Source organism: Pseudomonas citronellolis, from assembly GCF_001586155.1.
GTDB lineage: Bacteria > Pseudomonadota > Gammaproteobacteria > Pseudomonadales > Pseudomonadaceae > Pseudomonas > Pseudomonas citronellolis.
On sequence record NZ_CP014158.1, the window covers coordinates 2,567,965 to 2,593,927 of the forward strand.

At 66.4% G+C, this 25,963-nt stretch carries 20 protein-coding genes; 16 read left to right on the forward strand and 4 right to left on the reverse strand.

Annotation, left to right across the window (positions count from 1 at the left end):
- Position 1: 1 nt before the first annotated feature.
- The 8 genes from sdhA to brnQ all read left to right on the forward strand — a co-directional run bounded on the left by sdhA (position 2) and on the right by brnQ (position 12,327).
- On the forward strand, positions 2-1,774 hold the full coding sequence (gene sdhA / locus PcP3B5_RS11620; protein WP_009619376.1) for a succinate dehydrogenase flavoprotein subunit: 1,773 nt from the start codon (positions 2-4) through the stop codon (positions 1,772-1,774).
- A gap of 11 nt (positions 1,775-1,785) precedes the next feature.
- Positions 1,786-2,493, forward strand: a complete 708-nt coding sequence (locus tag PcP3B5_RS11625) for a succinate dehydrogenase iron-sulfur subunit (RefSeq protein WP_009619377.1) — start codon at positions 1,786-1,788, stop codon at positions 2,491-2,493.
- A 249-nt stretch (positions 2,494-2,742) separates the two neighbouring features.
- Positions 2,743-5,574: a 2-oxoglutarate dehydrogenase E1 component gene (locus tag PcP3B5_RS11630; protein ID WP_009619378.1), complete on the forward strand. Its 2,832-nt coding sequence runs from the start codon at positions 2,743-2,745 to the stop codon at positions 5,572-5,574.
- 42 nt (positions 5,575-5,616) lie between these two features.
- Complete coding sequence (odhB, locus tag PcP3B5_RS11635) at positions 5,617-6,852, forward strand: 2-oxoglutarate dehydrogenase complex dihydrolipoyllysine-residue succinyltransferase (protein WP_009619379.1); 1,236 nt, start codon at positions 5,617-5,619, stop codon at positions 6,850-6,852.
- Positions 6,853-6,933: 81 nt separating this feature from the next.
- The gene (lpdA, locus tag PcP3B5_RS11640; RefSeq protein WP_061561314.1) at positions 6,934-8,370 is read left to right on the forward strand and encodes a dihydrolipoyl dehydrogenase; all 1,437 of its coding nucleotides are present in this window, start codon (positions 6,934-6,936) and stop codon (positions 8,368-8,370) included.
- A gap of 162 nt (positions 8,371-8,532) precedes the next feature.
- Complete coding sequence (gene sucC, locus PcP3B5_RS11645) at positions 8,533-9,699, forward strand: ADP-forming succinate--CoA ligase subunit beta (RefSeq protein ID WP_009619383.1); 1,167 nt, start codon at positions 8,533-8,535, stop codon at positions 9,697-9,699.
- Positions 9,699-10,580 (forward strand): succinate--CoA ligase subunit alpha, encoded by an 882-nt coding sequence (sucD, locus tag PcP3B5_RS11650; protein ID WP_009619384.1) that lies wholly within the window; start codon positions 9,699-9,701, stop codon positions 10,578-10,580. Before sucC ends, sucD begins: the two co-directional genes overlap by 1 nt.
- 439 nt (positions 10,581-11,019) lie before the next feature.
- Positions 11,020-12,327 carry a branched-chain amino acid transport system II carrier protein gene (brnQ, locus tag PcP3B5_RS11655; RefSeq protein WP_009619386.1) on the forward strand — a complete coding sequence of 436 codons (1,308 nt, stop codon included), beginning with the start codon at positions 11,020-11,022 and terminating at the stop codon, positions 12,325-12,327.
- A 286-nt stretch (positions 12,328-12,613) separates the two neighbouring features.
- Here brnQ and PcP3B5_RS11660 read toward each other — a convergent pair whose 3' ends face one another.
- A complete protein-coding gene (locus tag PcP3B5_RS11660) occupies positions 12,614-13,144 on the reverse strand; it encodes a fimbrial protein (protein WP_009619388.1) in 531 nt (176 codons plus the stop codon).
- A 301-nt stretch (positions 13,145-13,445) separates the two neighbouring features.
- Here PcP3B5_RS11660 and PcP3B5_RS11665 point away from each other — a divergent pair, with 301 nt between their 5' ends.
- Positions 13,446-14,192: a DUF599 domain-containing protein gene (locus PcP3B5_RS11665; RefSeq protein ID WP_009619389.1), complete on the forward strand. Its 747-nt coding sequence runs from the start codon at positions 13,446-13,448 to the stop codon at positions 14,190-14,192.
- 55 nt (positions 14,193-14,247) lie between these two features.
- Here the strand turns inward: PcP3B5_RS11665 and PcP3B5_RS11670 are convergent, their stop codons facing one another.
- Positions 14,248-14,466: a hypothetical protein gene (locus PcP3B5_RS11670; RefSeq protein ID WP_009619390.1), complete on the reverse strand. Its 219-nt coding sequence runs from the start codon at positions 14,464-14,466 to the stop codon at positions 14,248-14,250.
- A 161-nt stretch (positions 14,467-14,627) separates the two neighbouring features.
- Here PcP3B5_RS11670 and PcP3B5_RS11675 point away from each other — a divergent pair, with 161 nt between their 5' ends.
- The 5 genes from PcP3B5_RS11675 (at position 14,628) to PcP3B5_RS11695 (ending at position 19,590) form a co-directional block, all read left to right on the forward strand.
- Positions 14,628-15,095 carry a PaaI family thioesterase gene (locus tag PcP3B5_RS11675; RefSeq protein ID WP_061561315.1) on the forward strand — a complete coding sequence of 156 codons (468 nt, stop codon included), beginning with the start codon at positions 14,628-14,630 and terminating at the stop codon, positions 15,093-15,095.
- Positions 15,092-15,538 (forward strand): PaaI family thioesterase, encoded by a 447-nt coding sequence (locus PcP3B5_RS11680; protein ID WP_043266720.1) that lies wholly within the window; start codon positions 15,092-15,094, stop codon positions 15,536-15,538. Before PcP3B5_RS11675 ends, PcP3B5_RS11680 begins: the two co-directional genes overlap by 4 nt.
- Positions 15,539-15,551: 13 nt before the next feature.
- Entirely contained in the window at positions 15,552-16,781 is a 1,230-nt protein-coding gene (locus tag PcP3B5_RS11685) for a hypothetical protein (protein WP_061561316.1), read from the forward strand.
- A 98-nt stretch (positions 16,782-16,879) separates the two neighbouring features.
- Positions 16,880-18,784 carry a molecular chaperone HtpG gene (gene htpG / locus PcP3B5_RS11690; protein ID WP_061561317.1) on the forward strand — a complete coding sequence of 635 codons (1,905 nt, stop codon included), beginning with the start codon at positions 16,880-16,882 and terminating at the stop codon, positions 18,782-18,784.
- Between the two features lie 74 nt (positions 18,785-18,858).
- Positions 18,859-19,590 (forward strand): dienelactone hydrolase family protein, encoded by a 732-nt coding sequence (locus PcP3B5_RS11695; protein ID WP_061561318.1) that lies wholly within the window; start codon positions 18,859-18,861, stop codon positions 19,588-19,590.
- Between the two features lie 253 nt (positions 19,591-19,843).
- On the opposite strand, the gene PcP3B5_RS11700 is transcribed toward PcP3B5_RS11695, so the two are convergent.
- A complete protein-coding gene (locus PcP3B5_RS11700) occupies positions 19,844-21,094 on the reverse strand; it encodes a sugar MFS transporter (protein WP_061561319.1) in 1,251 nt (416 codons plus the stop codon).
- Positions 21,095-21,134: 40 nt separating this feature from the next.
- Complete coding sequence (locus PcP3B5_RS11705) at positions 21,135-22,001, reverse strand: pirin family protein (RefSeq protein WP_061561320.1); 867 nt, start codon at positions 21,999-22,001, stop codon at positions 21,135-21,137.
- A 446-nt stretch (positions 22,002-22,447) separates the two neighbouring features.
- Between PcP3B5_RS11705 and PcP3B5_RS11710 the strand changes: the two genes are divergently transcribed.
- Together PcP3B5_RS11710 and PcP3B5_RS11715 are read left to right on the forward strand one after the other, a co-directional pair.
- Positions 22,448-24,421: a DUF1302 domain-containing protein gene (locus PcP3B5_RS11710; RefSeq protein WP_061561321.1), complete on the forward strand. Its 1,974-nt coding sequence runs from the start codon at positions 22,448-22,450 to the stop codon at positions 24,419-24,421.
- 23 nt (positions 24,422-24,444) lie between these two features.
- On the forward strand, positions 24,445-25,815 hold the full coding sequence (locus PcP3B5_RS11715) for a DUF1329 domain-containing protein (RefSeq protein ID WP_061561322.1): 1,371 nt from the start codon (positions 24,445-24,447) through the stop codon (positions 25,813-25,815).
- Positions 25,816-25,963 lie beyond the last annotated feature (148 nt).

Consider the following 25,963-nt stretch of genomic DNA (forward strand, 5'->3'; position numbering starts at 1 on the left):
CATGGCAAGCATTCGCACTCTCTCCTTCGACGCCATCATCGTGGGTGGCGGCGGCGCCGGCATGCGTGCCGCGCTGCAACTGGCCCAGGGTGGTCACAAGACCGCCGTGGTGACCAAGGTCTTCCCGACCCGTTCGCACACCGTTTCCGCCCAGGGCGGCATCACCTGCGCCATCGCCTCGGCCGACCCGAACGACGACTGGCGCTGGCACATGTACGACACCGTCAAGGGCTCCGACTACATCGGTGACCAGGACGCCATCGAATACATGTGCTCCGTCGGCCCGGAAGCCGTGTTCGAGCTGGAACACATGGGCCTGCCGTTCTCCCGTACCGAGCAGGGCCGCATCTACCAGCGTCCGTTCGGTGGCCAGTCCAAGGACTTCGGCAAGGGGGGGCAGGCCGCCCGTACCTGCGCCGCGGCCGACCGTACCGGTCACGCCCTGCTGCACACCCTGTACCAGGCCAACCTGAAGAACGGCACCTCCTTCCTTAATGAGTGGTACGCCGTCGACCTGGTGAAGAACCAGGACGGCCACGTGGTCGGCATCATCGCCATCGACATCGAGACCGGCGACACCATCTATATCCGCTCCAAGGCCGTGGTCCTGGCCACCGGCGGTGCAGGCCGTATCTACGCCTCCACCACCAACGCCCTGATCAACACCGGCGACGGCGTGGGCATGGCCCTGCGCGCCGGCGTACCGGTGCAGGACATCGAGATGTGGCAGTTCCACCCGACCGGCATCGCCGGCGCCGGTGTACTGGTCACCGAAGGCTGCCGCGGTGAAGGCGGCTACCTGATCAACGCCCATGGCGAGCGCTTCATGGAGCGTTACGCGCCGAACGCCAAGGACCTGGCCGGCCGCGACGTGGTCGCCCGCTCCATGGTCAAGGAAGTGATCGCCGGCAACGGCGTGGGCCCGAACAAGGACCACGTGCTGCTGAAGCTCGACCACCTGGGCGAGGAAGTCCTGCACAGCCGCCTGCCCGGCATCTGCGAGCTGTCCAAGACCTTCGCCCACGTCGACCCGGTGGTCGCGCCCATCCCGGTCATCCCGACCTGCCACTACATGATGGGCGGCGTCGCCACCAACATCCATGGCCAGGCCCTGACCATGGACGCCAACGGCAACGACCAGATCGTCGAAGGCCTGTTCGCGGTCGGCGAAGTCGCCTGCGTATCGGTACACGGCGCCAACCGCCTGGGCGGCAACTCGCTGCTCGACCTGGTGGTCTTCGGCCGCGCTACCGGCCTGCACCTGGAAAAGGCCCTGAAAGAGGGCATCGAGCACCGCGGCGCCTCCGAGTCCGACCTGGAAGCCTCCTTCAAGCGCCTGAACGGCGTGAACGAGCGCACCAGCGGCGAAGAAGTCGCCCCGCTCAAGCGCGAACTGCAGCAGTGCATGCAGAACTACTTCGGTGTATTCCGTACCGGCGAATACATGCAGAAGGGTATCGCTCAACTGGCTGACCTGCGCGAGCGTATCGCCACCGTCAAGATCAACGACAAGAGCCAGGCTTTCAACACGGCGCGCATCGAAGCGCTGGAACTGCAGAACCTCCTCGAGGTGGCCGAAGCCACCGCCATTGCGGCCGAAAACCGCAAAGAGTCCCGCGGCGCCCATGCCCGCGAAGACTTCGAGGAGCGCGATGACGAGAACTGGCTGTGCCACACCCTGTACTTCCCGGGTGAGAAGCGCGTTGCCAAGCGTGCCGTCAACTTCGCGCCGAAGACCGTTCCGGCATTCGAACCCAAGGTTCGTACTTACTAAGGGTGCCCGTCATGTTGAAAGTAAGTGTTTACCGCTACAACCCGGAGAAGGACTCTGCACCCTACATGCAGGACTTCGACGTCGATACCCAGGGCAAGGACGTGATGGTCCTGGACGTGCTGGCGCTGATCAAGGAACAGGACGAGGGCTTCTCCTATCGTCGCTCCTGCCGTGAAGGCGTTTGCGGCTCCGACGGCATGAACATCAACGGCAAGAACGGCCTGGCCTGCATCACTCCGCTGTCGGCCGCCGGCCTGAAGGGCGGCAAGCTGGTGCTGCGCCCGCTGCCGGGCCTGCCGGTGATCCGTGACCTGGTCGTCGATATGCGCATCTTCTACAAGCAGTACGAGAGCGTTAAGCCGTATCTGCAGAACAAGTATGCCGCGCCGGCGATCGAACGCCTGCAAACCCCCGAAGAGCGCGAAAAGCTGGACGGTCTGTACGAGTGCATCCTGTGCGCCTGCTGCTCGACCTCCTGCCCGTCGTTCTGGTGGAACCCGGACAAGTTCCTCGGCCCCGCCGCGCTGCTGCAGGCCTATCGCTTCCTGGCCGACAGCCGCGACACGGAAACCCAGGCGCGCCTGGCCAGCCTGGACGATCCGTTCAGCGTGTTCCGTTGCCGTGGAATCATGAACTGCGTGAATGTCTGCCCGAAAGGCCTGAACCCGACCAAGGCCATCGGTCACATTCGCAACATGCTGCTGCAGAGCGGGACCTGATCCCACTTCGCCGTCGCGTGCGACAAGAGCAATACCCGTGCCGCCGGAACATTGTCCGGCGGTGCGGTTGCAACGGGCCCCAGCCCACAAAGCCGGGGTCTGACTCGAAAACGTATATATGACCAGCAGGGGCATCCGGGCTGGTACCCGGACTATCTGCGGGAACCTTTGTGGCTACCAGTCGCTGCACAGGGCTGGGTCCCCCGAGAGTTCCATCAGGTGGAGTCCCCTTACCGAGGGTGACCAAGCATGCACGAAAGCGTAATGCAGCGGATGTGGAACAGTGCCCATTTATCCGGTGGGAACGCTGCCTACGTCGAAGAGCTCTACGAGCTCTACCTGCACGACCCGAACGCTGTGCCAGAAGAGTGGCGCACATACTTCCAGAAGCTCCCCGCCGACGGCAATCCCGCTCCCGACGTCTCGCATTCCTCCATCCGTGATCATTTCGTGCTCCTGGCCAAGAACCAGCGCCGCGCCGCGCCCGTTTCCGCCGGCAGCGTAAGCACCGAGCACGAGAAGAAGCAGGTCGAAGTCCTGCGCCTGATCCTGGCGTACCGGCTGCGTGGGCATCAGGCCGCGAAGCTCGATCCGCTGGGCCTCTGGGTGCGTACCGCGCCTTCGGACCTGTCGCTGGATCACTACGGCCTGACCGCCGCCGACCTCGACACCACCTTCCGCACCGGTGAGCTCTACATCGGCAAGGAAGAGGCGACCCTGCGCGAGATCATCGACGCCCTGAAGCAGACCTACTGCAGCACCATCGGCGCCGAGTTCATGCACATCGTCGATTCCGAGCAGCGCCACTGGTTCGCCCAGCGCCTGGAAAGCGTGCGCGGTCGTCCGGCGTACTCCACCGAGGCGCGCGCCCACCTGCTGGAGCGCCTGACCGCGGCCGAGGGCCTGGAGAAGTACCTAGGCACCAAGTACCCGGGCACCAAGCGTTTCGGCCTGGAAGGCGGCGAGAGCCTGATCCCGATGGTCGACGAGATCATCCAGCGCTCCGGCTCCTACGGCGTCAAGGAAGTGGTCATCGGCATGGCCCACCGTGGCCGTCTGAACGTCCTGGTCAACACCCTCGGCAAGAACCCGCGCGACCTGTTCGACGAGTTCGAGGGCAAGAAGCTGGTCGAGCTGGGTTCCGGTGACGTGAAGTACCACCAGGGCTTCTCCTCCAACGTCATGACCCCGGGCGGCGAAGTCCACCTGGCGCTGGCGTTCAACCCCTCGCACCTGGAGATCGTCTCCCCGGTGGTCGAGGGCTCGGTACGCGCCCGCCAGGACCGTCGCAAGGACGGCAGCGGCGACAAGGTCGTGCCGATTTCCATCCACGGCGATGCCGCCTTCGCGGGGCAGGGCGTGGTCATGGAAACCTTCCAGATGTCCCAGACCCGTGCCTACAAGACCGGCGGCACCATCCACATCGTGATCAACAACCAGGTCGGCTTCACCACCAGCCGCCAGGACGACGCGCGCTCCACCGAGTACGCGACCGACGTTGCCAAGATGATCCAGGCGCCGATCTTCCACGTGAACGGCGACGACCCGGAAGCGGTGCTGTTCGTCACCCAGCTGGCCGTCGACTACCGCATGCAGTTCAAGCGTGACGTGGTCATCGACCTGGTCTGCTACCGCCGCCGCGGCCACAACGAGGCCGACGAGCCGAGCGGCACCCAGCCGCTGATGTACCAGCAGATCGCCAAGCAGCGCACCACCCGCGACCTGTATGCCGACGAGCTGATCGCCGCCGGTGTGCAGACCGCCGAGCAGGCCCAGGAGAAGGTCGACGAATACCGCGACGCCCTGGACAACGGCCTGCACGTGGTGAAGAGCCTGGTCAAGGAGCCGAACAAGGAGCTCTTCGTCGACTGGCGTCCGTACGTCGGCCATGCCTGGACCGCGCGTCACGACACCCGCTTCGACCTGAAGACCCTGCAGGAGCTGTCCAACAAGCTGCTGGAGACCCCGGACGGCTTCGTCATGCAGCGCCAGGTGCAGAAGATCTACGAAGACCGCGCCAAGATGTCGGCCGGCGGCATGCCGATCAACTGGGGCTTCGCCGAGAACCTGGCCTACGCCACCCTGCTGTTCGAAGGCCATCCGGTGCGCATGACCGGTCAGGACGTCGGCCGCGGCACCTTCTCGCACCGCCACGCGGCGCTGCACAACCAGAAGGACGACTCGGTCTACATCCCCCTGGCCCACCTGTTCGACGGCCAGCCGCGCGTCAGCCTGTACGACTCCTTCCTCTCGGAAGAAGCGGTGCTGGCCTTCGAATACGGCTACGCCACCACCATGCCGAACGCGCTGGTGATCTGGGAAGCCCAGTTCGGCGACTTCGCCAACGGTGCGCAAGTGGTGATCGACCAGTTCATCACCAGCGGCGAGACCAAGTGGCAGCGCCTGTGCGGCCTGACCATGCTGCTGCCGCACGGCTACGAAGGCCAGGGCCCGGAGCACTCCTCCGCGCGTCTGGAGCGTTACCTGCAGCTGTGCGCCGAGCAGAACATCCAGGTCTGCGTGCCGACCACCCCGGCGCAGGTCTACCACATGCTGCGCCGCCAGGTGATCCGTCCGCTGCGCAAGCCGCTGATCGTCATGACGCCGAAGTCGCTGCTGCGCCACAAGCTGGCCATCTCGACCCTGGAGGAGCTGGCCAACGGCTCGTTCCAGACCGTCATCAACGAGATCGACAGCCTGGATCCGAAGAAGGTCGACCGCATCGTCCTGTGCAGCGGCAAGGTGTACTACGACCTGCTGGAGAAGCGCCGCGCCGAAGGCCGCGAGAACATCGCGATCGTCCGCCTGGAACAGCTCTACCCGTTCCCGGAAGACGACCTGGCCGAGGTCCTGTCGCAGTACAAGAACCTCAAGCACATCGTCTGGTGCCAGGAAGAGCCGATGAACCAGGGTGCCTGGTACTGCTCGCAGCACCACATGCGCCGTGTCATCGCCGCGCACAAGAAGGGCCTCAACCTGGAATACGCCGGCCGCGACGGCTCGGCCGCCCCGGCTTGCGGCTACGCTTCGATGCACGCCGAGCAGCAGGAAAAACTGCTGCAAGACGCCTTCACTGTTTAACGCCAACGCGCAGTAGATACCGAATTTAAGGAAACACACAGAATGGCTATCGAAATCAAAGCCCCAACCTTCCCGGAATCGGTTGCCGACGGCACCGTCGCCACCTGGCACAAGAAGGTCGGTGAAGCCGTCAAGCGTGACGAACTGATCGTCGACATCGAGACCGACAAGGTGGTCATCGAGGTGCTGGCCGAGGCCGACGGCGTACTGGCCGAGATCGTCAAGAACGAAGGCGACACCGTCCTCTCCAACGAACTGCTCGGCAAGCTGAGCGAAGGCGGCGCCGCTGCCGCCGCTCCGGCCCCGGCCGCCGCAGCTCCGGCTGCTGCCCCGGCTGCCGCTGCCGCTCCGGCCGCCGCCGGTGAAGACGCCATCCTCTCGCCGGCCGCGCGCAAGCTCGCCGAAGAGAACGGCATCGACCCGAACAGCATCGCCGGCACCGGCAAGGGCGGTCGCGTGACCAAGGAAGACGTGGTCGCCGCCGTCGAGGCCAAGAAGAACGCCCCGGCTGCCGCTCCGGCCGCCGCCAAGCCGGCCGCTCCGGCCGCCGAGGCCCCGGTGTTCGCCGCCGGCGACCGCGTCGAGAAGCGCGTGCCGATGACCCGCCTGCGCGCCAAGGTCGCCGAGCGCCTGGTCGAAGCCCAGTCCTCCATGGCCATGCTGACTACCTTCAACGAAGTCAACATGAAGCCGATCATGGACCTGCGCAACAAGTACAAGGACCTGTTCGAGAAGAAGCACAACGGCGTGCGCCTGGGCTTCATGTCCTTCTTCGTCAAGGCCGCCACCGAAGCCCTGAAGCGCTTCCCCGGCGTCAACGCCTCGATCGACGGCAACGACATCGTCTACCACGGCTACCAGGACATCGGTGTCGCCGTGTCCAGCGACCGCGGCCTGGTGGTACCGGTACTGCGCAACGCCGAGTTCATGAGCCTGGCCGAGATCGAGAACGGCATCGCCACCTTCGGCAAGAAGGCCAAAGACGGCAAGCTGTCCATCGAAGACATGACCGGTGGTACTTTCACCATTTCCAACGGTGGCGTATTTGGTTCCCTCTTGTCGACTCCGATCGTCAACCCGCCGCAGACCGCCATCCTCGGCATGCACAAGATCCAGGAACGCCCGATGGCCGTTAACGGCCAGGTGGTGATCCTGCCGATGATGTACCTGGCGCTGTCCTACGACCACCGCATGATCGACGGCAAGGAAGCGGTGAGCTTCCTGGTCGCCATGAAGGACCTGCTGGAAGACCCGGCTCGTCTGCTGCTGGACGTCTGATTCGTCATTTCACCTGACGGCCCCGTACTACACGACGGCCCCGCGAGGGGCCGTCCGCTTCACCGGAATAAGGATTGAGATATGAGCCAGAAATTCGACGTGGTTGTGATTGGTGCCGGCCCCGGCGGCTACGTGGCTGCCATCCGTGCCGCCCAGCTCGGCCTGAAGACCGCCTGCATCGAGAAGTACATCGGCAAGGAGGGCAAGGTCGCCCTCGGCGGTACCTGCCTGAACGTAGGCTGCATTCCGTCCAAGGCGCTGCTGGACAGCTCCTACAAGTACCACGAGGCCAAGGAAGCCTTCGCCGTCCACGGTATCGAAGCCAAGGGCGTCACCATCGACGTACCGGCCATGGTCGCGCGCAAGGCCAACATCGTTAAGAACCTGACCGGCGGCATCGCCACCCTGTTCAAGGCCAACGGCGTCACCTCCTTCGAAGGCCACGGCAAGGTGCTGGCCAACAAGCAGGTCGAAATCACCGGCCTGGACGGCAAGGTGCAGGTCCTGGAAGCCGAGAACATCATCATCGCTTCCGGTTCCAAGCCGGTCGAGATCCCGCCGGCCCCGCTGACCGACGACATCATCGTCGACTCCACCGGCGCCCTGGAATTCCAGGCCGTGCCGAAGAAGCTGGGCGTGATCGGCGCCGGCGTCATCGGCCTGGAGCTGGGTTCGGTCTGGGCCCGCCTGGGTGCCGAAGTCACCGTCCTGGAAGCCCTGGACAAGTTCCTCCCGGCCGCCGACGAGCAGATCGCCAAGGAAGCCCTGAAGGTCCTGACCAAGCAAGGCCTGAACATCCGCCTGGGCGCCCGCGTCACCGGCACCGACGTGAAGAAGAAGCAGGTCACCGTGACCTTCACCGACGCCAACGGCGAGCAGAAGGAAACCTTCGACAAGCTGATCGTGGCCGTGGGCCGTCGCCCGGTGACCACCGACCTGCTGGCCGCCGACAGCGGCGTGACCCTCGACGAGCGTGGCTTCATCTTCGTCGACGACCACTGCAAGACCAGCGTTCCGGGCGTCTTCGCCATCGGTGACGTGGTCCGCGGCGCCATGCTGGCGCACAAGGCCTCGGAAGAGGGCGTGATGGTCGCCGAGCGCATCGCCGGCCACAAGGCCCAGATGAACTACGACCTGATCCCGTCGGTCATCTACACCCACCCGGAAATCGCGTGGGTCGGCAAGACCGAGCAGCAGCTCAAGGGCGAAGGCGTCGAAGTCAACGTCGGCACCTTCCCGTTCGCCGCCAGCGGCCGCGCCATGGCTGCCAACGACACCACCGGCCTGGTCAAGGTCATCGCCGATGCCAAGACCGACCGCGTCCTGGGCGTCCATGTGATCGGCCCGAGCGCCGCCGAGCTGGTCCAGCAGGGCGCGATCGCCATGGAATTCGGCACCAGCGCCGAAGACCTGGGCATGATGGTCTTCTCCCACCCGACTCTGTCCGAAGCGCTGCACGAAGCGGCCCTGGCGGTGAATGGCCACGCCATCCACATCGCCAACCGCAAGAAGCGCTGAGGCGGTAGGACCACGGCGGGGCAGGGCGGCAGTCATTCGCGAGGGGCTGTCGTGACCACCCCGCCGGATTCCCGCGCCGCGGCGCGGGAATCACAGGTGGTGCGGCGCCACGAGCGCTGCGCCGAATGCGCAATACCCAAGACGAAAAAACGGTAGACAAGCATGAATCTCCACGAGTATCAGGGTAAGCAGCTGTTCGCTGAGTACGGCCTGCCCGTATCCAAGGGCTTCGCCGTCGACACACCCGAAGAGGCCGCAGAAGCCTGTGAGAAAATCGGTGGCACCGAGTGGGTCGTGAAAGCCCAGGTGCACGCCGGTGGCCGCGGCAAGGCGGGCGGTGTGAAGCTGGTCAAGAGCAAGGAGGACGCCAAGGCGTTCGCCGCCAACTGGCTGGGCAAGCGTCTGGTGACCTACCAGACCGACGCCAATGGCCAGCCGGTCAGCAAGATCCTGGTGGAATCCTGCACCGACATCGACAAGGAGCTGTACCTCGGCGCCGTCGTCGACCGTTCCAGCCGTCGCATCGTCTTCATGGCCTCCACCGAAGGTGGCGTGGACATCGAAAAGGTCGCCCACGACACTCCCGAGAAGATCCTCAAGGCCACCATCGACCCGCTGGTCGGCGCCCAGCCGTTCCAGGGCCGCGAACTGGCCTTCCAGCTGGGCCTGAAAGGCGACCAGATCAAGCAGTTCGTGCACATCTTCGTCGGCCTGGCCAAGCTGTTCCAGGACTACGACCTGGCCCTGCTCGAAGTCAACCCGCTGGTGATCAAGAAAGACGGCAACCTGCACTGCCTGGACGCCAAGATCAATATCGACTCCAACGCCCTGTACCGTCAGCCCAAGCTGCGCGCCATGCACGACCCGTCCCAGGACGACGCCCGTGAAGCCCATGCGCAGAAGTGGGAACTGAACTACGTCGCGCTGGAAGGCAACATCGGCTGCATGGTCAACGGCGCCGGCCTGGCCATGGGCACCATGGACATCGTCAACCTGCACGGCGGCAAGCCGGCCAACTTCCTCGACGTTGGCGGCGGCGCGACCAAAGAGCGCGTGACCGAAGCGTTCAAGATCATCCTCTCCGACAGCAACGTCGCTGCCGTACTGGTGAACATCTTCGGCGGCATCGTCCGCTGCGACATGATCGCCGAAGGCATCATCGGTGCCGTTAAAGAAGTCGGCGTGAAGGTTCCGGTTGTCGTCCGTCTGGAAGGCAACAACGCCGAACTCGGCGCCAAGGTACTGGCCGAAAGCGGTCTGAACATCATCGCGGCGACCAGCCTGACCGACGCTGCCCAGCAAGTCGTCAAGGCCGCGGAGGGTAAGTAATGAGCATCCTGATCAACAAAGACACCAAGGTCATCTGCCAGGGCTTCACCGGCTCGCAGGGCACCTTCCACAGCGAACAGGCCATCGCCTACGGCACCAAGATGGTCGGCGGCGTGACCCCCGGCAAGGGCGGCACCACTCACCTGGGCCTGCCGGTGTTCGACACCGTCAAGCAAGCCGTCGAAGCCACCGGCGCCGAAGCCTCGGTGATCTACGTTCCGGCTCCGTTCTGCAAGGACTCGATCCTGGAAGCCGCCTTCGGTGGCATCAAGCTGATCGTCTGCATCACCGAAGGCATCCCGACCCTCGACATGCTGGACGCCAAGGTCAAGTGCGACGAGCTGGGCGTGCGCCTGATCGGCCCGAACTGCCCGGGCGTGATCACCCCCGGCGAGTGCAAGATCGGCATCATGCCCGGTCACATCCACCTGCCGGGCAAAGTGGGCATCGTGTCGCGTTCCGGCACCCTGACCTACGAAGCCGTGAAGCAGACCACCGACGCCGGCTTCGGCCAGTCCACCTGCGTGGGCATCGGCGGCGACCCGATCCCGGGCTCCAACTTCATCGACATCCTGAAGCTGTTCCAGGAAGACCCGAAAACCGAAGCCATCGTCATGATCGGCGAGATCGGTGGTTCGGCTGAAGAAGAAGCCGCTGCCTACATCAAGGCCAACGTGACCAAGCCGGTGGTGTCCTACATCGCTGGCGTCACCGCACCGCCCGGCAAGCGCATGGGCCACGCCGGCGCCATCATCTCCGGTGGCAAGGGCACCGCGGACGAGAAGTTCGCCGCCCTGCAGGACGCCGGTGTGAAGACCGTGCGTTCGCTGGCCGACATCGGCAAGGCCCTGGCCGAGCTGACCGGCTGGGCGACCAAGTAAGCGTTTCGCTTATTGCTCGTCGCGAGAGGCCACCTTCGGGTGGCCTCTTGTTTTGGCGAGGCGTCGCAAGAAGTGTCGTTCAGGCGACACGCCCTTTCATCCCGCCGACGAGCTGACATACGTCAGTACAGTTCATCGGGATAGATCGTTAGGCTAGCAACTATCCCCAGCACTGCGTTCCCCACAAGGGAAGGCGTGCTAACCGCCAACTCCTACCCGGAGCGGCGGCTATTCCGGACCGTCATGGATGGCGGGACAACCAGAATGCAGGAGCAAAGGGGCCACGAGCCCATGGAAAACCTCTGCTATCGGACTTCCAAGAACAATCTCCCGTGCAGGTATGAACGCAGGCATCCCCGATGCGGCTGCGCCGTGCCCGTTCGGCTGTTGTGCCTTGGGAGGCCACGAAACCCGTTTAAGCACTGTGGTATTCCCCTAAATGAACGTCTTGAAAGGCCAGGACATCCTGGCGCTCGGCTTTATGACCTTCGCCCTGTTCGTCGGGGCCGGCAACATCATCTTCCCGCCCATCGTCGGCCTGCACTCCGGCCCGCACGTATGGATGGCGGCCCTCGGCTTCCTGATCACCGCGGTCGGCCTGCCGGTCATCACCGTGGTCGCCCTGGCCAAGGTCGGCGGCGCCATGGACACCCTGAGCCACCCCATCGGTCGCGTCGCCGGCGGCCTGCTGGCGGCGGTCTGCTACCTCTCCGTGGGTCCGCTGTTCGCCACCCCGCGCACCGCCACCGTGTCCTTCGAAGTCGGCCTGGCGCCGCTCACCGGCGACGGCCCGCTGCCGCTGTTCCTCTACAGCCTGGTGTACTTCGCCATCGTCCTGGTGATTTCCCTGTACCCCGGCAAGCTGCTGGACACCGTGGGCCGCTTCCTCGCCCCGCTGAAGATCATCGCCCTGGCCGCGCTGGGCATCGCCGCCTTCATGCTGCCGGCCGGGACCATCGGCCAGGCCGAGCCGAGCTATGAGCACGCGGCCTTCTCCCAGGGCTTCATCAACGGCTACCTGACCATGGATACCCTGGGCGCCCTGGTCTTCGGCATCGTCATCGTCAACGCCATCCGCTCCCGCGGCGTGCAGTCGCCGCGCCTGATCACCCGCTACGCGGTGATCGCCGGGCTGATCGCCGGGGTAGGCCTGGCGCTGGTGTACATCAGCCTGTTCCGCCTGGGCTCGGGCAGCCACGACATCGCCGCCGGCGCAACCAACGGCGCGGCCGTGCTGCACGCCTATGTGCAGCACACCTTCGGCTCCCTGGGCAGCGGCTTCCTCGCCGTGCTCATCGCCCTGGCCTGCCTGGTCACCGCCGTGGGCCTGACCTGCGCCTGCGCCGAATACTTCTGCCGCATCCTGCCGCTGTCCTACCGCAGCCTGGTGGTGATCCTGGCCGGCTTCTCGCTGCTGGTGTCCAACCTCGGCCTGACCAAGCTGATCCAGTTCTCGGTGCCGGTGCTGACCGCCATCTACCCGCCGTGCATCGTGCTGGTGGCGCTGAGCTTCTGCGCCGGCCTGTGGAAGTCGCAGACGCGCATAGTCGCGCCGGTGATGGCGGTGTCGCTGGCGTTCGGCATGGTCGACGCGCTCAAGGGCGCCGGCTTCGCCGTGCCGGAATGGCTGGCCCATCTGCCGCTGTCCGAGCAGGGCCTGGCCTGGCTGATCCCCTCGGTGGCCATGCTCGCCGTGATGGTGGTGATCGACCGCCTGCTCGGCGAACCGAGCGAAGCCGTGGCCTGACCGGGCCCGCCGCAATGAGAAAGGCCGCCCACGAGGCGGCCTTTTTCGTTGCGCGACTGCCTTGCCGACGCGCCGAGGTGCTTTTGCTTGCTCGCGAATGGGAGTCGTCGGTGGCTACAGCGTTGGGTGTAAGAGCGCCCTCTCCCCAACCCTCTCCCGCAAGCGGGAGAGGGGGCTGTCCGGCGTGGGTGGTGAGTCCGGAGTCATCCGGATGCTCCCCAACCACGCGAACACGGGAACGTAGGGCGTATAACCGTTCGCGGTTATACGCCGTTCGACGTGCCTCTCAGATGTACTCCACCGAGAACTCCAGCTTCGCCGTGACGCGGCCGCTTACGGTGCCCGTGGTCCCGGCGCGGTAGTAGTGGGCGTGGTAGTCGAAGGTCATGACCGAGTCGGCCACCTGCGGGGAGTTGTTTTCGTTGGTCATCAGGTCGATGGTGGCGTAGGTGCCGTTGCGCAGCTGGATTTCGATGTCCGAGTTGCCGTCGCCGCTCTGGTTCCGGAGGTTGCCGGTCGCGGGGTTCACCCCGGTGGAGGCGAACTTGGGGCGGACCCAGGCCGGCGCGCCGCTTTCACCGCAGCCGGTGAGGGTGATGGTGAACGGCGTGTCGCCGGCGAAATCCCCGGCGTTCTGCAGCTTTTCCCAGCCGACCGGCTTCAAGGTCACGGCGCCATGTTCGCCCTGGCCGTTGACGGCGACGGCGCAGGTGGAAGGGGTGATGTATCCGTCGAAGCCCACCGAGCCTGCGGCGGCTTGGGCGTTGCTGGCCAGTAGGGTTGTGGACAGGGCGAAGGCAAAGGCGATTGTTTTCATTTTGGTCCAACTACAAGTGAGGGAGGTCGGGTTTGTGCGCTTGCTCACGACTCACTGGGCGATCTGCACAGATGCGCCGGGAATGCCGTGATGGCCGCCGCGATTCTAGGACAGGGCTTTTGAGGGAAAGGCTCGTTTGCTTGTAGGAATTGCCTTCGGTTTGGGGCGGTCAAATGTCCCGATGGGGGAGGTGACGCAGCTTCGTGTCTTCCCGCCGACATCCGGCGTCTATCTGCCGCGTTCTCCCTCAATCACCCGATCAACAGGCCCGGCCCGCCGACAGGGCCCGCCAAGGAAGCCCATGACCGACGTCGTCGACCTCTTCGATATCCAGTACCTGTGGAACCTGCTGGCCATGCTCTGGTTCGCCTTCTGCTGGGTCGGCTATGCCCGCTACGCCAGCCACAGGGCCCGCGACACCGCGTGCCTGGCCAGCGTGCTGCACCTCTACCGCAAGGACTGGATGCGCCGCCTGCTGCTGCGCGACAACCGCGTGGCCGATGCCAGCGTGATCGGCAACCTGGAGCGCAACGCCTCGTTCTTCGCCTCCAGCACCCTGATCATCCTGGCCGGCATCCTCACCCTGCTGGGCTCGGCCGAGCGCACCGTGTCGGTGCTGGCCGACCTGCCTTTCGTGGCCTCGCCGACCCGCGGGCTGTCGGAGTTGAAGCTGCTGTGCCTGGCGGTGGTGTTCGTGTATGCCTTCTTCACCTTCAGCTGGTGCATGCGCCAGTACAACTTCGCCGCGGTGCTGGTGGGCTCGGCGCCGATGATCGGCGAGCGCCACGTCGGCGAGCAGGAGCGCAACGCCTTCGCCGAGCGCGCCGCGCGGGTGGTGTCCATGGCCGCGCACCAGTTCAACCAGGGCCTGCGTTCCTACTACTTCGGCCTGGCCATGCTGGCCTGGTTCATCAACCCGTGGATCTTCATGCTGGTCACCGCCGGGGTGGTCGGGGTGCTGTACCAGCGCGAGTTCCACTCCGATGTGCTCAAGGTGATGGTGTTCACCCCCACGCCCCACGCGGAGCCGGCGAAAGAGCCGGAGTGAAGAAACGACAAGGCCCGCGAATGCGGGCCTTGTGCGTTGTACGGGGAGCGGGCGGTTACTTCTGCTCCTCGTTGGACGGCGCCGGCGCGGTGTCCGGAGCCGGGGTGGTCGGCGCCGGAGCGGCTTCGTTGGCCGGCGGCGTGGTCGGCGCGGGGGTCGCCGGCTGCTCGGTGCTCGGCGCGGCCGGCGGGGCCTTGGGCTCTTCTTTCTTGTCGCAACCGGCCAGAGTCAGGCCTGCAACCAGCATCAGAGCGAAGGGAAGGGTTTTTTTCATCGTGGAGCCTCCATGTGCGGCGTTCCTGGTGTTAGCCCTTTGAGCTGAGGCCCGCCTCAGAAGTTCAACGCAAGTTTGCGCCGGCGCTACGATTATTCACTGCAGGGCCCGTTGGCGGCGGAGTATCATGCGCTTTCGAGCAGCCCGGGGCCCCGATCCGCATGAGTGAAATGTCCATTCTAGAGCGTGCGCAGCGCTTCCTCGCCGTCCTGCGCCATTGCCAGGTGCTGGGCATCGCGGCCCATGCCGCGGACGAAAAGGGTTTGACCCTGCGCCTGCCTTATAGCGAAGCGATCGTTGGCAACCCGGAAACCGGGGTGATCCACGGCGGCGCCATCACCACCCTGATGGACACCACCTGCGGCATCTCCACCATCTGCGTGCTGCCGCAGTTCGAGATCTGCCCGACCCTCGACCTGCGCATCGACTACATGCACCCGGCCGAGCCGCACAAGGACATCTTCGGTTTCGCCGAGTGCTACCGGGTGACGCCCACCGTCATCTTCACCCGCGGCATCGCCTACCAGGACGACCCCGAGCAGCCCATCGCCCACGTGGTCGGCACCTTCATGCGCCTGGGCAAGGGCGCCACCGGCGCGCCGGCGGGCGCCAAGGGGGAGGGCTCATGAGCACGCCGGACATCGAGCAGCTGCTGCGGCAGATGCACCAGGACAACGACTTCAGCCCGCTGCTGGACATGATCCCCTACGCCCGGCTGATCGGTATCCGCTGCCTGCGCCTGGGCGAGGAGGTGATCTTCCACCTGCCGGCCAGCCGCGACAACATCGGCAACCCGACGCTGCCGGCGCTGCACGGCGGGGTGATCGCCGGCTTCATGGAGCACGCGGCCATGCTGCACCTGCTGATGCTCATGGGCGTGCCGCACCTGCCGAAGATCATCGACTTCTCCGTCGACTACCTGCGCGCCGGGCATTTCCGCGACACCTACGCCCAGTGCCAGGTGTGGCGCCAGGGCCGGCGCGTGGCCAACGTCGCCATCACCGCCTGGCAGACCAGCCGCGCCGAGCCGATCGCCACCGCGCGGGCGCATTTCAAGGTCGACGGCGCCTGAGGCCGGGGGCTCGATGGACACGCTGCTGATCCTCGGCGGGCTGCTGCTGATCCTGGCCGGCTACGCCTGGCTGGTCATGCTGGCGTTCGCGCGCGGCCCGCTGTGGGGCCTGGCCTGCCTGCTGCCGCCCCTGGCGCCGGTGTTCCTGGCGCGGCACTGGGGCTTCGCGCGCAAGGCGCTGTTCCTCGGCGCCCTGGGCTGCATTCCCCTGGTCGTCGGCCTGGCCATGCTCGCCAGCCGCGACAGCGCGCGGCTGGAGGCCATCCTCAGCCTGCAGTGGCTGCGCAGCGAGCCCGCGGCGGCGCCGGAGCTGGACATCGCCCTGCGCGGCGAACTCGATGGCCAGGCCTTCGCGCCGCAGCAGGCGGAGCTGATCGACGGCGTGCTCAGCCTGCGCGAGGGCCAGGACTTCTATGCCCACCGCGAGGTGCGCATCCGCCTGGCCGCCCAGCCGCACGGGCCGCTGCGCCTGGACGTGCTGCCGGACGACCGCGGGCCGCGGCCCGTGGTGGAGGTCAGTTGGCTGGCGCCGGGCGCCGACCTGCCCGAGGCCGTGCGCCTGGAACGTGGCTACAGCCTGCACCTGGACCTGCGGCCCGAGGCGCCCAACCGCCTGCGCGGCGACTTCCACCTGGTGCTGCCGACGCAGTACCGCACCACCCTCAGCGGCCGCATCGAGCTGTACACCGACCGCCTGCGCTACCGCGACGGCCAGGTGGACACCCGTTTCGACTCCGCCGACACCCTGGCCTACGTCCTGCGCGACTACCTGCAGCGGCGCTTCCCGGGCCGCCAGCTGGAATTGCCCGCATCGCGCCTGGAGCCTCTGGGCTCGATCATGCAGGTGCCGCTGGACTTCCGCCTGGACGGCGAAGCGCAACACCTGGACCTGGAGCTTGCGCGCAGCGCCAACCGCGGCTGGGCGGTGCGCGGCGACCGCTACCCGAAGCTGGCGCCGCGCGCCGAGGCCAGCGCCCCGGCGGCCGAACCCGGGCCCGCCGCGCCGCAGCCCGGCAGCGCGACGCGGCCGCTGAGCCTGGAGCGCCTGCAGGCCGAGCCGCAACGCTACGTCAACCGCGGCATGCGCGTGACCACCGAGCGCGGGCGCGTGGCCGAAGGCGTGTTCACCGGCCTGGACGCGAACGGCCGGGTGGTCATCCGCCACCTGCTCACCGGCGCCGGCCAGGCCAGCTACAGCCTGCGGCCTGCGGAGATCAGCGCCATCGAACTCCTGCCGCAATGACGTTCGTCGCGGCAAACCCTTGAAAAGCTTCAGGAAGCCCCCATCTCGCTGACATCCGCCGCCCGATGCGGCTTTTGTCATCCTCGGAGCGAGAAACGATGAGCGTGGAGACTCAAAAAGAGACACTGGGCTTTCAGACCGAAGTGAAGCAACTGCTTCACCTGATGATCCATTCCCTGTATTCGAATAAGGAAATCTTCCTCCGCGAACTGATTTCCAACGCCTCCGACGCGGCCGACAAGCTGCGTTTCGAGGCCCTGGCCAAGCCCGAGCTGCTCGAAGGCGGCGCCGAGCTGAAGATCCGCGTCAGCTTCGACAAGGACGCGAAGACCGTCACCCTCGAAGACAACGGCATCGGCATGAGCCGCGAGGAAGTGATCGCGCACCTGGGCACCATCGCCAAGTCCGGCACCGCCGACTTCCTGAAGAACCTCTCGGGCGACCAGAAGAAGGACTCGCACCTGATCGGCCAGTTCGGCGTGGGCTTCTACAGCGCCTTCATCGTCGCCGACAAGGTCGACGTCTTCACCCGCCGCGCCGGCGCCCCGGCCAGCGAGGGCGTGCACTGGTCGTCCAGGGGCGAGGGCGAGTTCGAAGTCGCCACCATCGACAAGCCCGAGCGCGGCACCCGCATCGTCCTGCACCTGAAGAGCGGTGAGGAAGAGTTCGCCGACGGCTGGCGCCTGCGCAACATCATCAAGAAATACTCCGACCACATCGCCCTGCCCATCGAGCTGCCGAAGGAATTCCACGGCGAAGAGAAGGACAAGCCGGCCGAGCCGGAATGGGAAGTGGTCAACCGCGCCAGCGCCCTGTGGACCCGTCCGCGCACCGAGATCAAGGACGAGGAATACCAGGAGTTCTACAAGCACACCGCCCACGACTTCGAGAACCCGCTGACCTGGAGCCACAACAAGGTCGAAGGCAAGCTGGAGTACACCTCGCTGCTCTACGTGCCCGGCCGCGCGCCCTTCGACCTGTACCACCGCGAGGCCCCGCGCGGGCTGAAACTGTACGTGCAGCGCGTGTTCATCATGGACCAGGCCGAGCAGTTCCTGCCGCTGTACCTGCGCTTCATCAAGGGCGTGGTGGACTCCAACGACCTGTCGTTGAACGTCTCCCGCGAGATCCTCCAGTCCGGCCCGGTGATCGACTCGATGAAGTCGGCGCTGACCAAGCGCGTGCTGGACATGCTGGAGAAACTGGCGAGCAGCGACGCCGAGGCCTACAAGGGCTTCTGGAAGAACTTCGGCCAGGTCCTCAAGGAAGGCCCGGCGGAAGACTTCGCCAACAAGGAGAAGATCGCGGGCCTGCTGCGCTTCGCCTCCACCCACGACGACTCCGGCGAGCAGAGCGTGTCCCTGGCCGACTACATCGGCCGCATGAAGGAAGGCCAGGACAAGATCTACTACCTCACCGGCGAGAGCTACGCGCAGGTGAAGAACAGCCCGCACCTGGAAGTCTTCCGCAAGAAGGGCATCGAGGTGCTGCTGCTCACCGACCGCATCGACGAGTGGCTGATGAGCTACCTGCCGAGCTTCGACGGCAAGGACTTCGTCGACGTCGCCCGCGGCGATCTGGACCTGGGCAAGCTGGACTCCGAGGAGGACAAGAAGGCCCAGGAGGAAGTGGCCAAGGCGAAGGAAGGCCTGGTGGAGCGCCTGAAGGCCGCCCTCGGCGAGGAAGTCGCCGAAGTGCGCGTGTCGCACCGCCTGACCGACTCGCCGGCGATCCTCGCCATCGGCGAGGCCGACCTCGGCCTGCAGATGCGCCAGATCCTCGAGGCCAGCGGGCAGAAGGTGCCGGAATCGAAGCCGATCTTCGAGTTCAACCCGGCCCACCCGCTGATCGAGAAGCTCGACGCGGAGCCGGACGAGGACCGCTTCGGCGAACTGGCGCACATCCTCTTCGACCAGGCCGCCCTGGCCGCCGGCGACAGCCTCAAGGACCCGGCCGCCTACGTGCGTCGCCTGAACAAGCTGCTGGTGGAACTTTCCGCCTGAGCCGGTAACCTCACACAAAGCCCGCCTTAAGCGGGCTTTGTGCTTTTCCTACTCCCACTGAAGGAAGTCACCCCATGAGTCAGATCAGCGTCCAACCCGTCGCTTATGAAGTCGATGGCGTGTCCTTCGAAGGTCAACTGGTGTTCGACGCCTCCAGCACCGTGCAGCGCCCCGGCCTGCTGATGGCGCCGAACTGGATGGGCGTCGGCCAGGGCGCGCTGGACATCGCCCGCCAGGTCGCCGGCCACGGCTACGTGGTGCTGGTGGCCGACCTCTACGGCAAGGACGTGCGCCCCGACGGCCCGGAGCAGGCCGGCGCCGCCATGATGCCGCTGAAGAACGACCGCGCCGCGCTGCGCCGCCGCATGCAAGCGGCCTTCAAGGCGCTGCAGGCCCAGGCCGGCAAGGCGCCGATCGATGGCGCCAGGCTGGCTGCGTTCGGCTTCTGCTTCGGCGGCTGCTGCGCACTGGACCTGGCCCGCGACGGCGCGCCGCTGGCCGCGGCGGTGTCCTTCCACGGCACCCTGGATTCGCCGAATCCGGCGGATGCGAAGAACATCAAGGGTTCGGTGCTGGTCCTCGACGGCGCCATCGACCCGCTGGTGCCGCGCGAGCAGTTGCTCGACTTCGCCAAGGAAATGAACGACGCCGGCGTGGACTGGGCGCTGACCAGCTACGGCGGCGCCGCGCATTCCTTCACCGATCCGCACGCGCAGATCCCGGGCAAGATGCAGTACGACGCCAAGGTGGCCCGCCGGGCGTTCCAGGCGATGTACGACCTGCTGGATGAGAAGTTCGGCGAGTAGAGCGGTTTCGTTCTGCCATGCAAAAGTCCGGCACACCGGGGCGTCCGGTGCGGCCGCTGAGTCCAATCGCGGACAAGGTCCGCTCCTGCGCCCGTGCTTCCCTGCGGACCGCACCGAGGCGCTCTTCGTAGGATGGTGTTGAGCGAAGCGATACCCATCAGCGCAACCGCATGGGTTCGCAAGCTCAACCCATCCTACGAAGAGCCATGCTCGCTCATGCTGTAGGAGCGGACTCCGTCCGCGATTGCCCCCTTCAGCGCACCCCTTCCACCCGCGTCACCCTGGCCTCATCCGCCTGATACCCCCGCGCGCCGAACCAGCAGATGTACAGGTAGCACACCAGCGGAATGGCGAAGGACTGCAACAGGCCGATATGGTCGGCAAAGAAGCCTTGCACCAGCGGCACCAGGGCGCCGCCGACGATGGCCATGCACAGCAGGCCCGAGCCCTTGCTGGTCAGGTTGCCCAGGCCTTCCAGGGCCAGGGAGAAGATGGTCGGGAACATGATCGAATTGAACAGGCCGATCAGGATCAGCGCCCACATCGCCACATGGCCGCCCACGCCGATGGCCACCGCCAGCAGCACGGCGTTGGTCACCGCGTTGAAGGCCAGGATGCGGTTGGGGCGGATGCTGCGCATCAGCACGCTGCCGATGAAGCGGCCGAGCATGGCGCCGCCCCAGTACAGCGAGAGGAACTTGCTGGCCTGCTCGCCGGGCAGGCCGGCGATGTCCGGTTGGCCCATCAGGCTGACCAGGTAGCTGCCGATGGCCACCTCGGCGCCGACGTAGGCGAAGATGCCGACCACCCCGTACACCAGGTGCCGATGGGCGAGCAGCGACTGCCGGCCGGCGGCCGCGCCGTCGCTGGGTTCGTCGTGGCTGATGCGCGGCAGGCGGAACAGGCCGATCAGCACGGCGACGGCGAACAGCAGGGCGGCCAGCACCAGGTAGGGCATCTTCACCGAGTCGGCCTCGGCGGCGGCGCTGCCCAGTTCGCTGGCCGCGCCCGCGCCAATGGCCAGGATGGTCACCGAGCCCACCAGCGGGCCGACGGTGGTGCCCAGGGAGTTGAAGGCCTGAGTCATGTTCAGCCGGCTGGCCGCCGACTGCGGGCTGCCGAGCACGTTGACGTAGGGGTTGGCCGCCACCTGCAGCAGGGTGATGCCCGAGGCCAGGATGAACAGCGCGGCGAGGAACGCCGGGTAGGACTGCGCGCTGGCCGCCGGCAGGAACAACAGGCATCCGACGCCGGCGGTGACCAGGCCGACGATGATCCCGCGCTTGTAGCCCAGGCGCTCCACCAGCCGCCCGGCCGGGAAGGACATGACGAAGTAGGCGGTGAAGAAGCTGAACTGCACCAGCGACGCCTGCACGTAGTTGAGGGTGAACACCGCCTTCAGGTGCGGCACCAGGATGTCGTTCAGCGAGGTGATCAGGCCCCACATGAAGAACAGCACGGTGAGCACCGTGAGTGCGCCGGTGTGACGATTCTGCTCTGGCATGGCAGCTCCAGGACGTGGAAGGAAAGGGGAGGGCCGCGGCTCAGCGCGGCAGCTCGATGCGCTCGCGCTCGCCGGGGACCGTCGGCCAGTCGCCGGCGGCCCAGCGCCGGCGGGCCTCGTCGATCAGCGCGGGGTCGCTGGCGACGAAGTTCCAGTTCATCCGCCGCGCGCCGTCCAGCGGCTCGCCGCCGATCAGCACCGCGCGGCAGTCGGCGCAGGCGCTCAGCACCGGGCTTTCGCCCTCGGGCAGGACCAGCAGCTGGCGCAGCGGCGCGGGATCGTCGTCGAGCAGCGCCTCGCCTTCCAATAGATAGAGCGCCCTTTGCGGATGTTCGGGCGGCAGCGTCAGGGTGCTGCCGGCAACCATCTCGATGTCGGCGTACAAGGTCGGCGACAGCACCGGCACCGGCGAGACCAGGCAGAAGCCGCTGCCGGCGATCAGGCGGATGCGCACGCCCAGGCTCTCGCTCTGCGGCAGGCTGGCCAGCGGGTGATGACTGTAGCTCGGCTCGCGGCCTTCCTCGGCCTGCGGCAGGGCCAGCCAGACCTGCAGGCCGTGCAGGCGCGAGCCGCTTTCGCGCAGCGCCCGCGGGGTGCGCTCGACGTGGGCGACGCCGCGCCCGGCGGTCATCCAGCTGACGTCGCCGGGCAGCACCAACTGGTCCGAACCCAGGCTGTCCTTGTGCTGCACCTGGCCCTCGAACAGGTAGGTGAGGGTGGACAGGCCGATGTGCGGGTGCTGGTTGATGTTCATGCCCTGGCCCGGCGCGAAGTCGGTGGCCAGCATGTGGTCGAAGAACACGAAGGGGCCGATGCTGCGGAATTGCGCAGAGGGCAGGGCGCGCAGGATCGGCATGCCCTCCACGTCGTCGGCGTGGGGGCGGATGGCGAAGGGGGCGGCGGTCATGGCGAGGCTTCCGGAAGGCTATGGCCAATAGGATAGCCGCTCGCCGCCGCAGCGCTGCGCCCGGGTGCGGGCCGCCTCGTTTCGTGCGCCGGCTGCCTGCCGCCGCCGGGCCGACGGTCAGATTTGTGAGTCGCAGTGGCGCGACCTGTCATTGCGGAGCCTTCGCTGCCTGAAGTCCAATCCGTCTGGATCGCGCTTTCGTGCGATGGGCGTTCATGCTTTCGGGTTGGCAAGTGAGGAAACAGTTTGTTACCTTGCTTGCACTATAGTGCCAGATTCAGCGTGCAGGGGATTCGCCAGAGGAGCCAGCCGGCGCCGGCAAGCGCCATCCGAGGAGTTGTACTGCTGGGCCGCCAGACCGGCCAGCAGCCGAGAAACGAATAACAACAGCGCCGGACGCAATGCCCGGGGCGATAAATCTTGGCCGTCATGGAGGTAATGCTTCGATGAACCGTCGTACGTGCATCGAAAGGGGTTGGGGCAACCCGTCGTTCTGGGCGCCCAGGCGCGCCGGCGCGCTCATGGGGCTGCTGCCGTTGCTGGTGGCGGGCAGTGTCCAGGCCGTCGAGTTCAGCTTCGCCGACAACCAGGTCACCGGCTCCCTGGACAGTACCCTGTCGTACGGCGCCATGTGGCGCGTGCAGGGCCGCGGGACCGAGAACATAGACGACATCAATACCGACGACGGCAACCGCAACTTCGACAAGGGCCTGGTCTCCCAGGTGTTCAAGCTCACCTCGGACCTCTCGGCCAAGTACCAGAACTACGGCCTGTTCATGCGTGGCACCGCCTACTACGACACGCAGATCATGGACAAGCGCAACGACTACCTGAGCACCACCGACGGCGTCGAGCGCCCCAGCCAGTCCTACCCCGACGACGACCGTTTCACCGAGGACACCCGCCACATCGCCGGGCGCAAGGCCGAGCTGCTCGATGCCTACCTCTCCGGCGACTGGGACGTCGCCGAGCACCCGGTCACCGGCCGCGTCGGCCGCCAGGTGCTGAACTGGGGCGAGAGCACCTTCTACCGCGGCGGCATCAACACCATCAACCCGGTGGACGCCTCGCGCTTCCACCTGCCGGGCTCGGAGCTCAAGGAAGTGCTGGTGCCGGTGGAGGCGCTGAGCTTCAACCTGGGGCTGACCGACAACCTGTCGATGGAAAGCTACTACCAGTGGAAGTGGAAGGAGACGCGCCTGGACCCGGTGGGCACCTATTTCGCCGACACCGACCTGTTCGCCGACGGCGGCGACGTCGCCTACACCACCGAAGACAGCCCGGAGTTCAAGCAACTGCTGGCCGGCTACCCGCTGGTAGCCGGGCTCGGCCTGCTGGGCAACGGCCCGGCCGGCCCGAACGCCTACCTCAACCCCAACACCGGCACCTTCAAGGTCGCCAGCATCGGCAAGGACCTCGACGCCCGCGACAGCGGCGAATACGGCGTGGCCTTCCGCTACATCGCCGAGCAGCTCAACTCCACCGAGTTCGGCCTGTACTTCGTCAACTACCACGCCAAGGAACCCCAGGTGGCGGTGGACCTGCGCAGCTACCAGGGCGCCGACATCGCCGCCCTCAACGGCGTGCTCGGCCCGCTGGGCCTGGGCGAGGCGGTGCCCGGCCTGGCCACCCTGGACCTGGCCAGCAACGCCCAGGCGCGCCGCGACTACGTCGAAGACATCCGCATGTACGGCTTCAGCTTCAACACCACCCTGGGCGACGCCTCGGTGGCCGGCGAGCTGGCCTACCGGCCGAACATGCCGATCAGCATCGCGGCCACCAACGACCTGCTCGGCGACCTGCTGACCCAGGGCGTGCTCGGCCTGACCAACCTTTACGACGCCAACACCCCGGCCGACCAGGCCTGTGCGGCAGTGTCCGGCAAGCAGCTGTGCCGCGGCTCGCTGTTCCAGAACTACGAGCGCGCCGAGACCTACAACGCCTCGCTGACCGGCATCTACAACTTCGGCCCGCACATGACCTTCGACTCGGTGGTGGGCGTGGCCGAGCTGGCCGGCGAGTTCATCCGCGGCAGCAGCCTGGAGTACACCGCCTGGGACGGCAGCAAGCGCCGCTTCGTCGGCGCCCAGGACAAGTCCTATGTCGGCGGTTCCGACGACGGCGACCAGATCAGCCGCGACAGCTACGGCTACACCCTGCTGCTCAGCGGCACCTGGAACGACGTGTTCGCCGGCGTGAAGCTCAGCCCCTACGTGGTCTACCAGGACGACTTCAAGGGCAACTCCGACCGCACCGGCAACTTCATCGAAGGGCGCAAGGCCTACACCCTTGGCGCCGACGCCACCTACCTGAACACCTTCCAGGTGGGCATGCAGTACACCAACTACTACGGCGCCGGGGTGAACAACTCCATGCGTGACCGGGACAACGTCTCGATCAGCGCCAAGTACTCGTTCTGATCAGCCAGGTGATGGAGACTCGCATGATCGCCAAGAAACCCATGATCGCGCTGCTGGCCCTGGCGGCCCTGGTGGCGACCGACGCCCGCGCGGCGGTGAGCGCCGACCAGGCCGCACAGCTCAAGAGCAGCCTGACGCCGCTGGGCGCCGAGAAGGCCGGCAACGCCGCCGGCAGCATTCCCGCCTGGAGCGGCGGCCTGACCCAGGCCCCGGCCGGCTACAAGGGCCCGGGCAGCCACCACGTCGACCCCTTCGCCGGCGACAAGCCGCAATTCACCATTACCAAGGCCAATCTGGAGCAGTACAAGGCGAACCTGACCCCCGGCCAGATCGCCCTGTTCAACACCTACCCGGACAGCTTCCAGATGCCGGTCTACCCGACCCGCCGCAGCGGCGCGGCGCCGCAGTGGGTGTACGACAACACCTTCCGCAACGCCACCAGCGGCAAGCTGGTGGAAGGCGGCAACGGCTTCGCCGACGCCTACGGCGGCATTCCCTTCCCGATCCCGCAGAGCGGCCTGGAAGCGCTGTGGAACCACATCGCCCGCTACCGCGGCAGCTACATCGAGCGGCGCTCGGCGCAGACCGGCGTGCAGCGCAACGGCGCCTACTCCCTGGTCACCAGCCAGGACGCCGCGCTGTTCCGCTTCTACGACCCGAAAGGCAGCTTCGACCAGCTGGGCAACACCCTGTTCTACTACATGACCTTCACCACCGCCCCGGCGCGCCTGGCGGGCGAGGGCGCGCTGGTGCAGGAGACCCTCGACCAGGTCAAGGAACCGCGCCAGGCCTGGGGCTACAGCCCCGGCCAGCGCCGCGTGCGGCGCGCGCCGACGCTGGCCTACGACACCCCGATCGAAGACTCCGACGGCCTGCGCACCGCCGACGACACCGACATGTATAACGGCGCGCCGGACCGCTACAACTGGACGCTGGTGGGCAAGAAGGAAATCTACATTCCCTACAACAACTACCGGGTCACCAGCCCTGAGGTGAAGTACAAGGACCTGCTCACCCCCGGCCACATCAACCCGAAATACACCCGCTACGAGCTGCACCGGGTGTGGGTGGTGGAAGGCAAGCTCAAGCCCGGCGCGCGGCACATCTACAGCAAGCGCACCCTGTACCTCGACGAAGACAGCTGGGGCGCGGCGGTGGTCGACCAGTACGACGGCCGCGGCGAGCTGTGGCGGGTGTCGATGGCCTACCTGAAGAACTTCTACGAACAGCCCATGGTCTGGACCGCGCTGGACACCTTCCACGACCTGCAGTCGCGGCGCTACAGCGTGCAGTGGCTGGACAACGAGGAGCCGGGCACCGCCGACTTCAGCAAGCCTGCGCCGGACGTGGCGGAGTTCAGCCCGGCGGCGCTGCGGAGGAAGGCTTCGCGCTAGGGCGTGCTTTTTTGTAGGAGCGAGCTTGCTCGCGAATGGAGTTTCCCGGAGGCTGCTGTGCTTTGGGTTGACTCCGCCCCCTCTCCCTAACCCTCTCCCTGAAGGGAGAGGGGACCGTTCGGCGTTGGGCGATAGTCAAGCGCCAGCC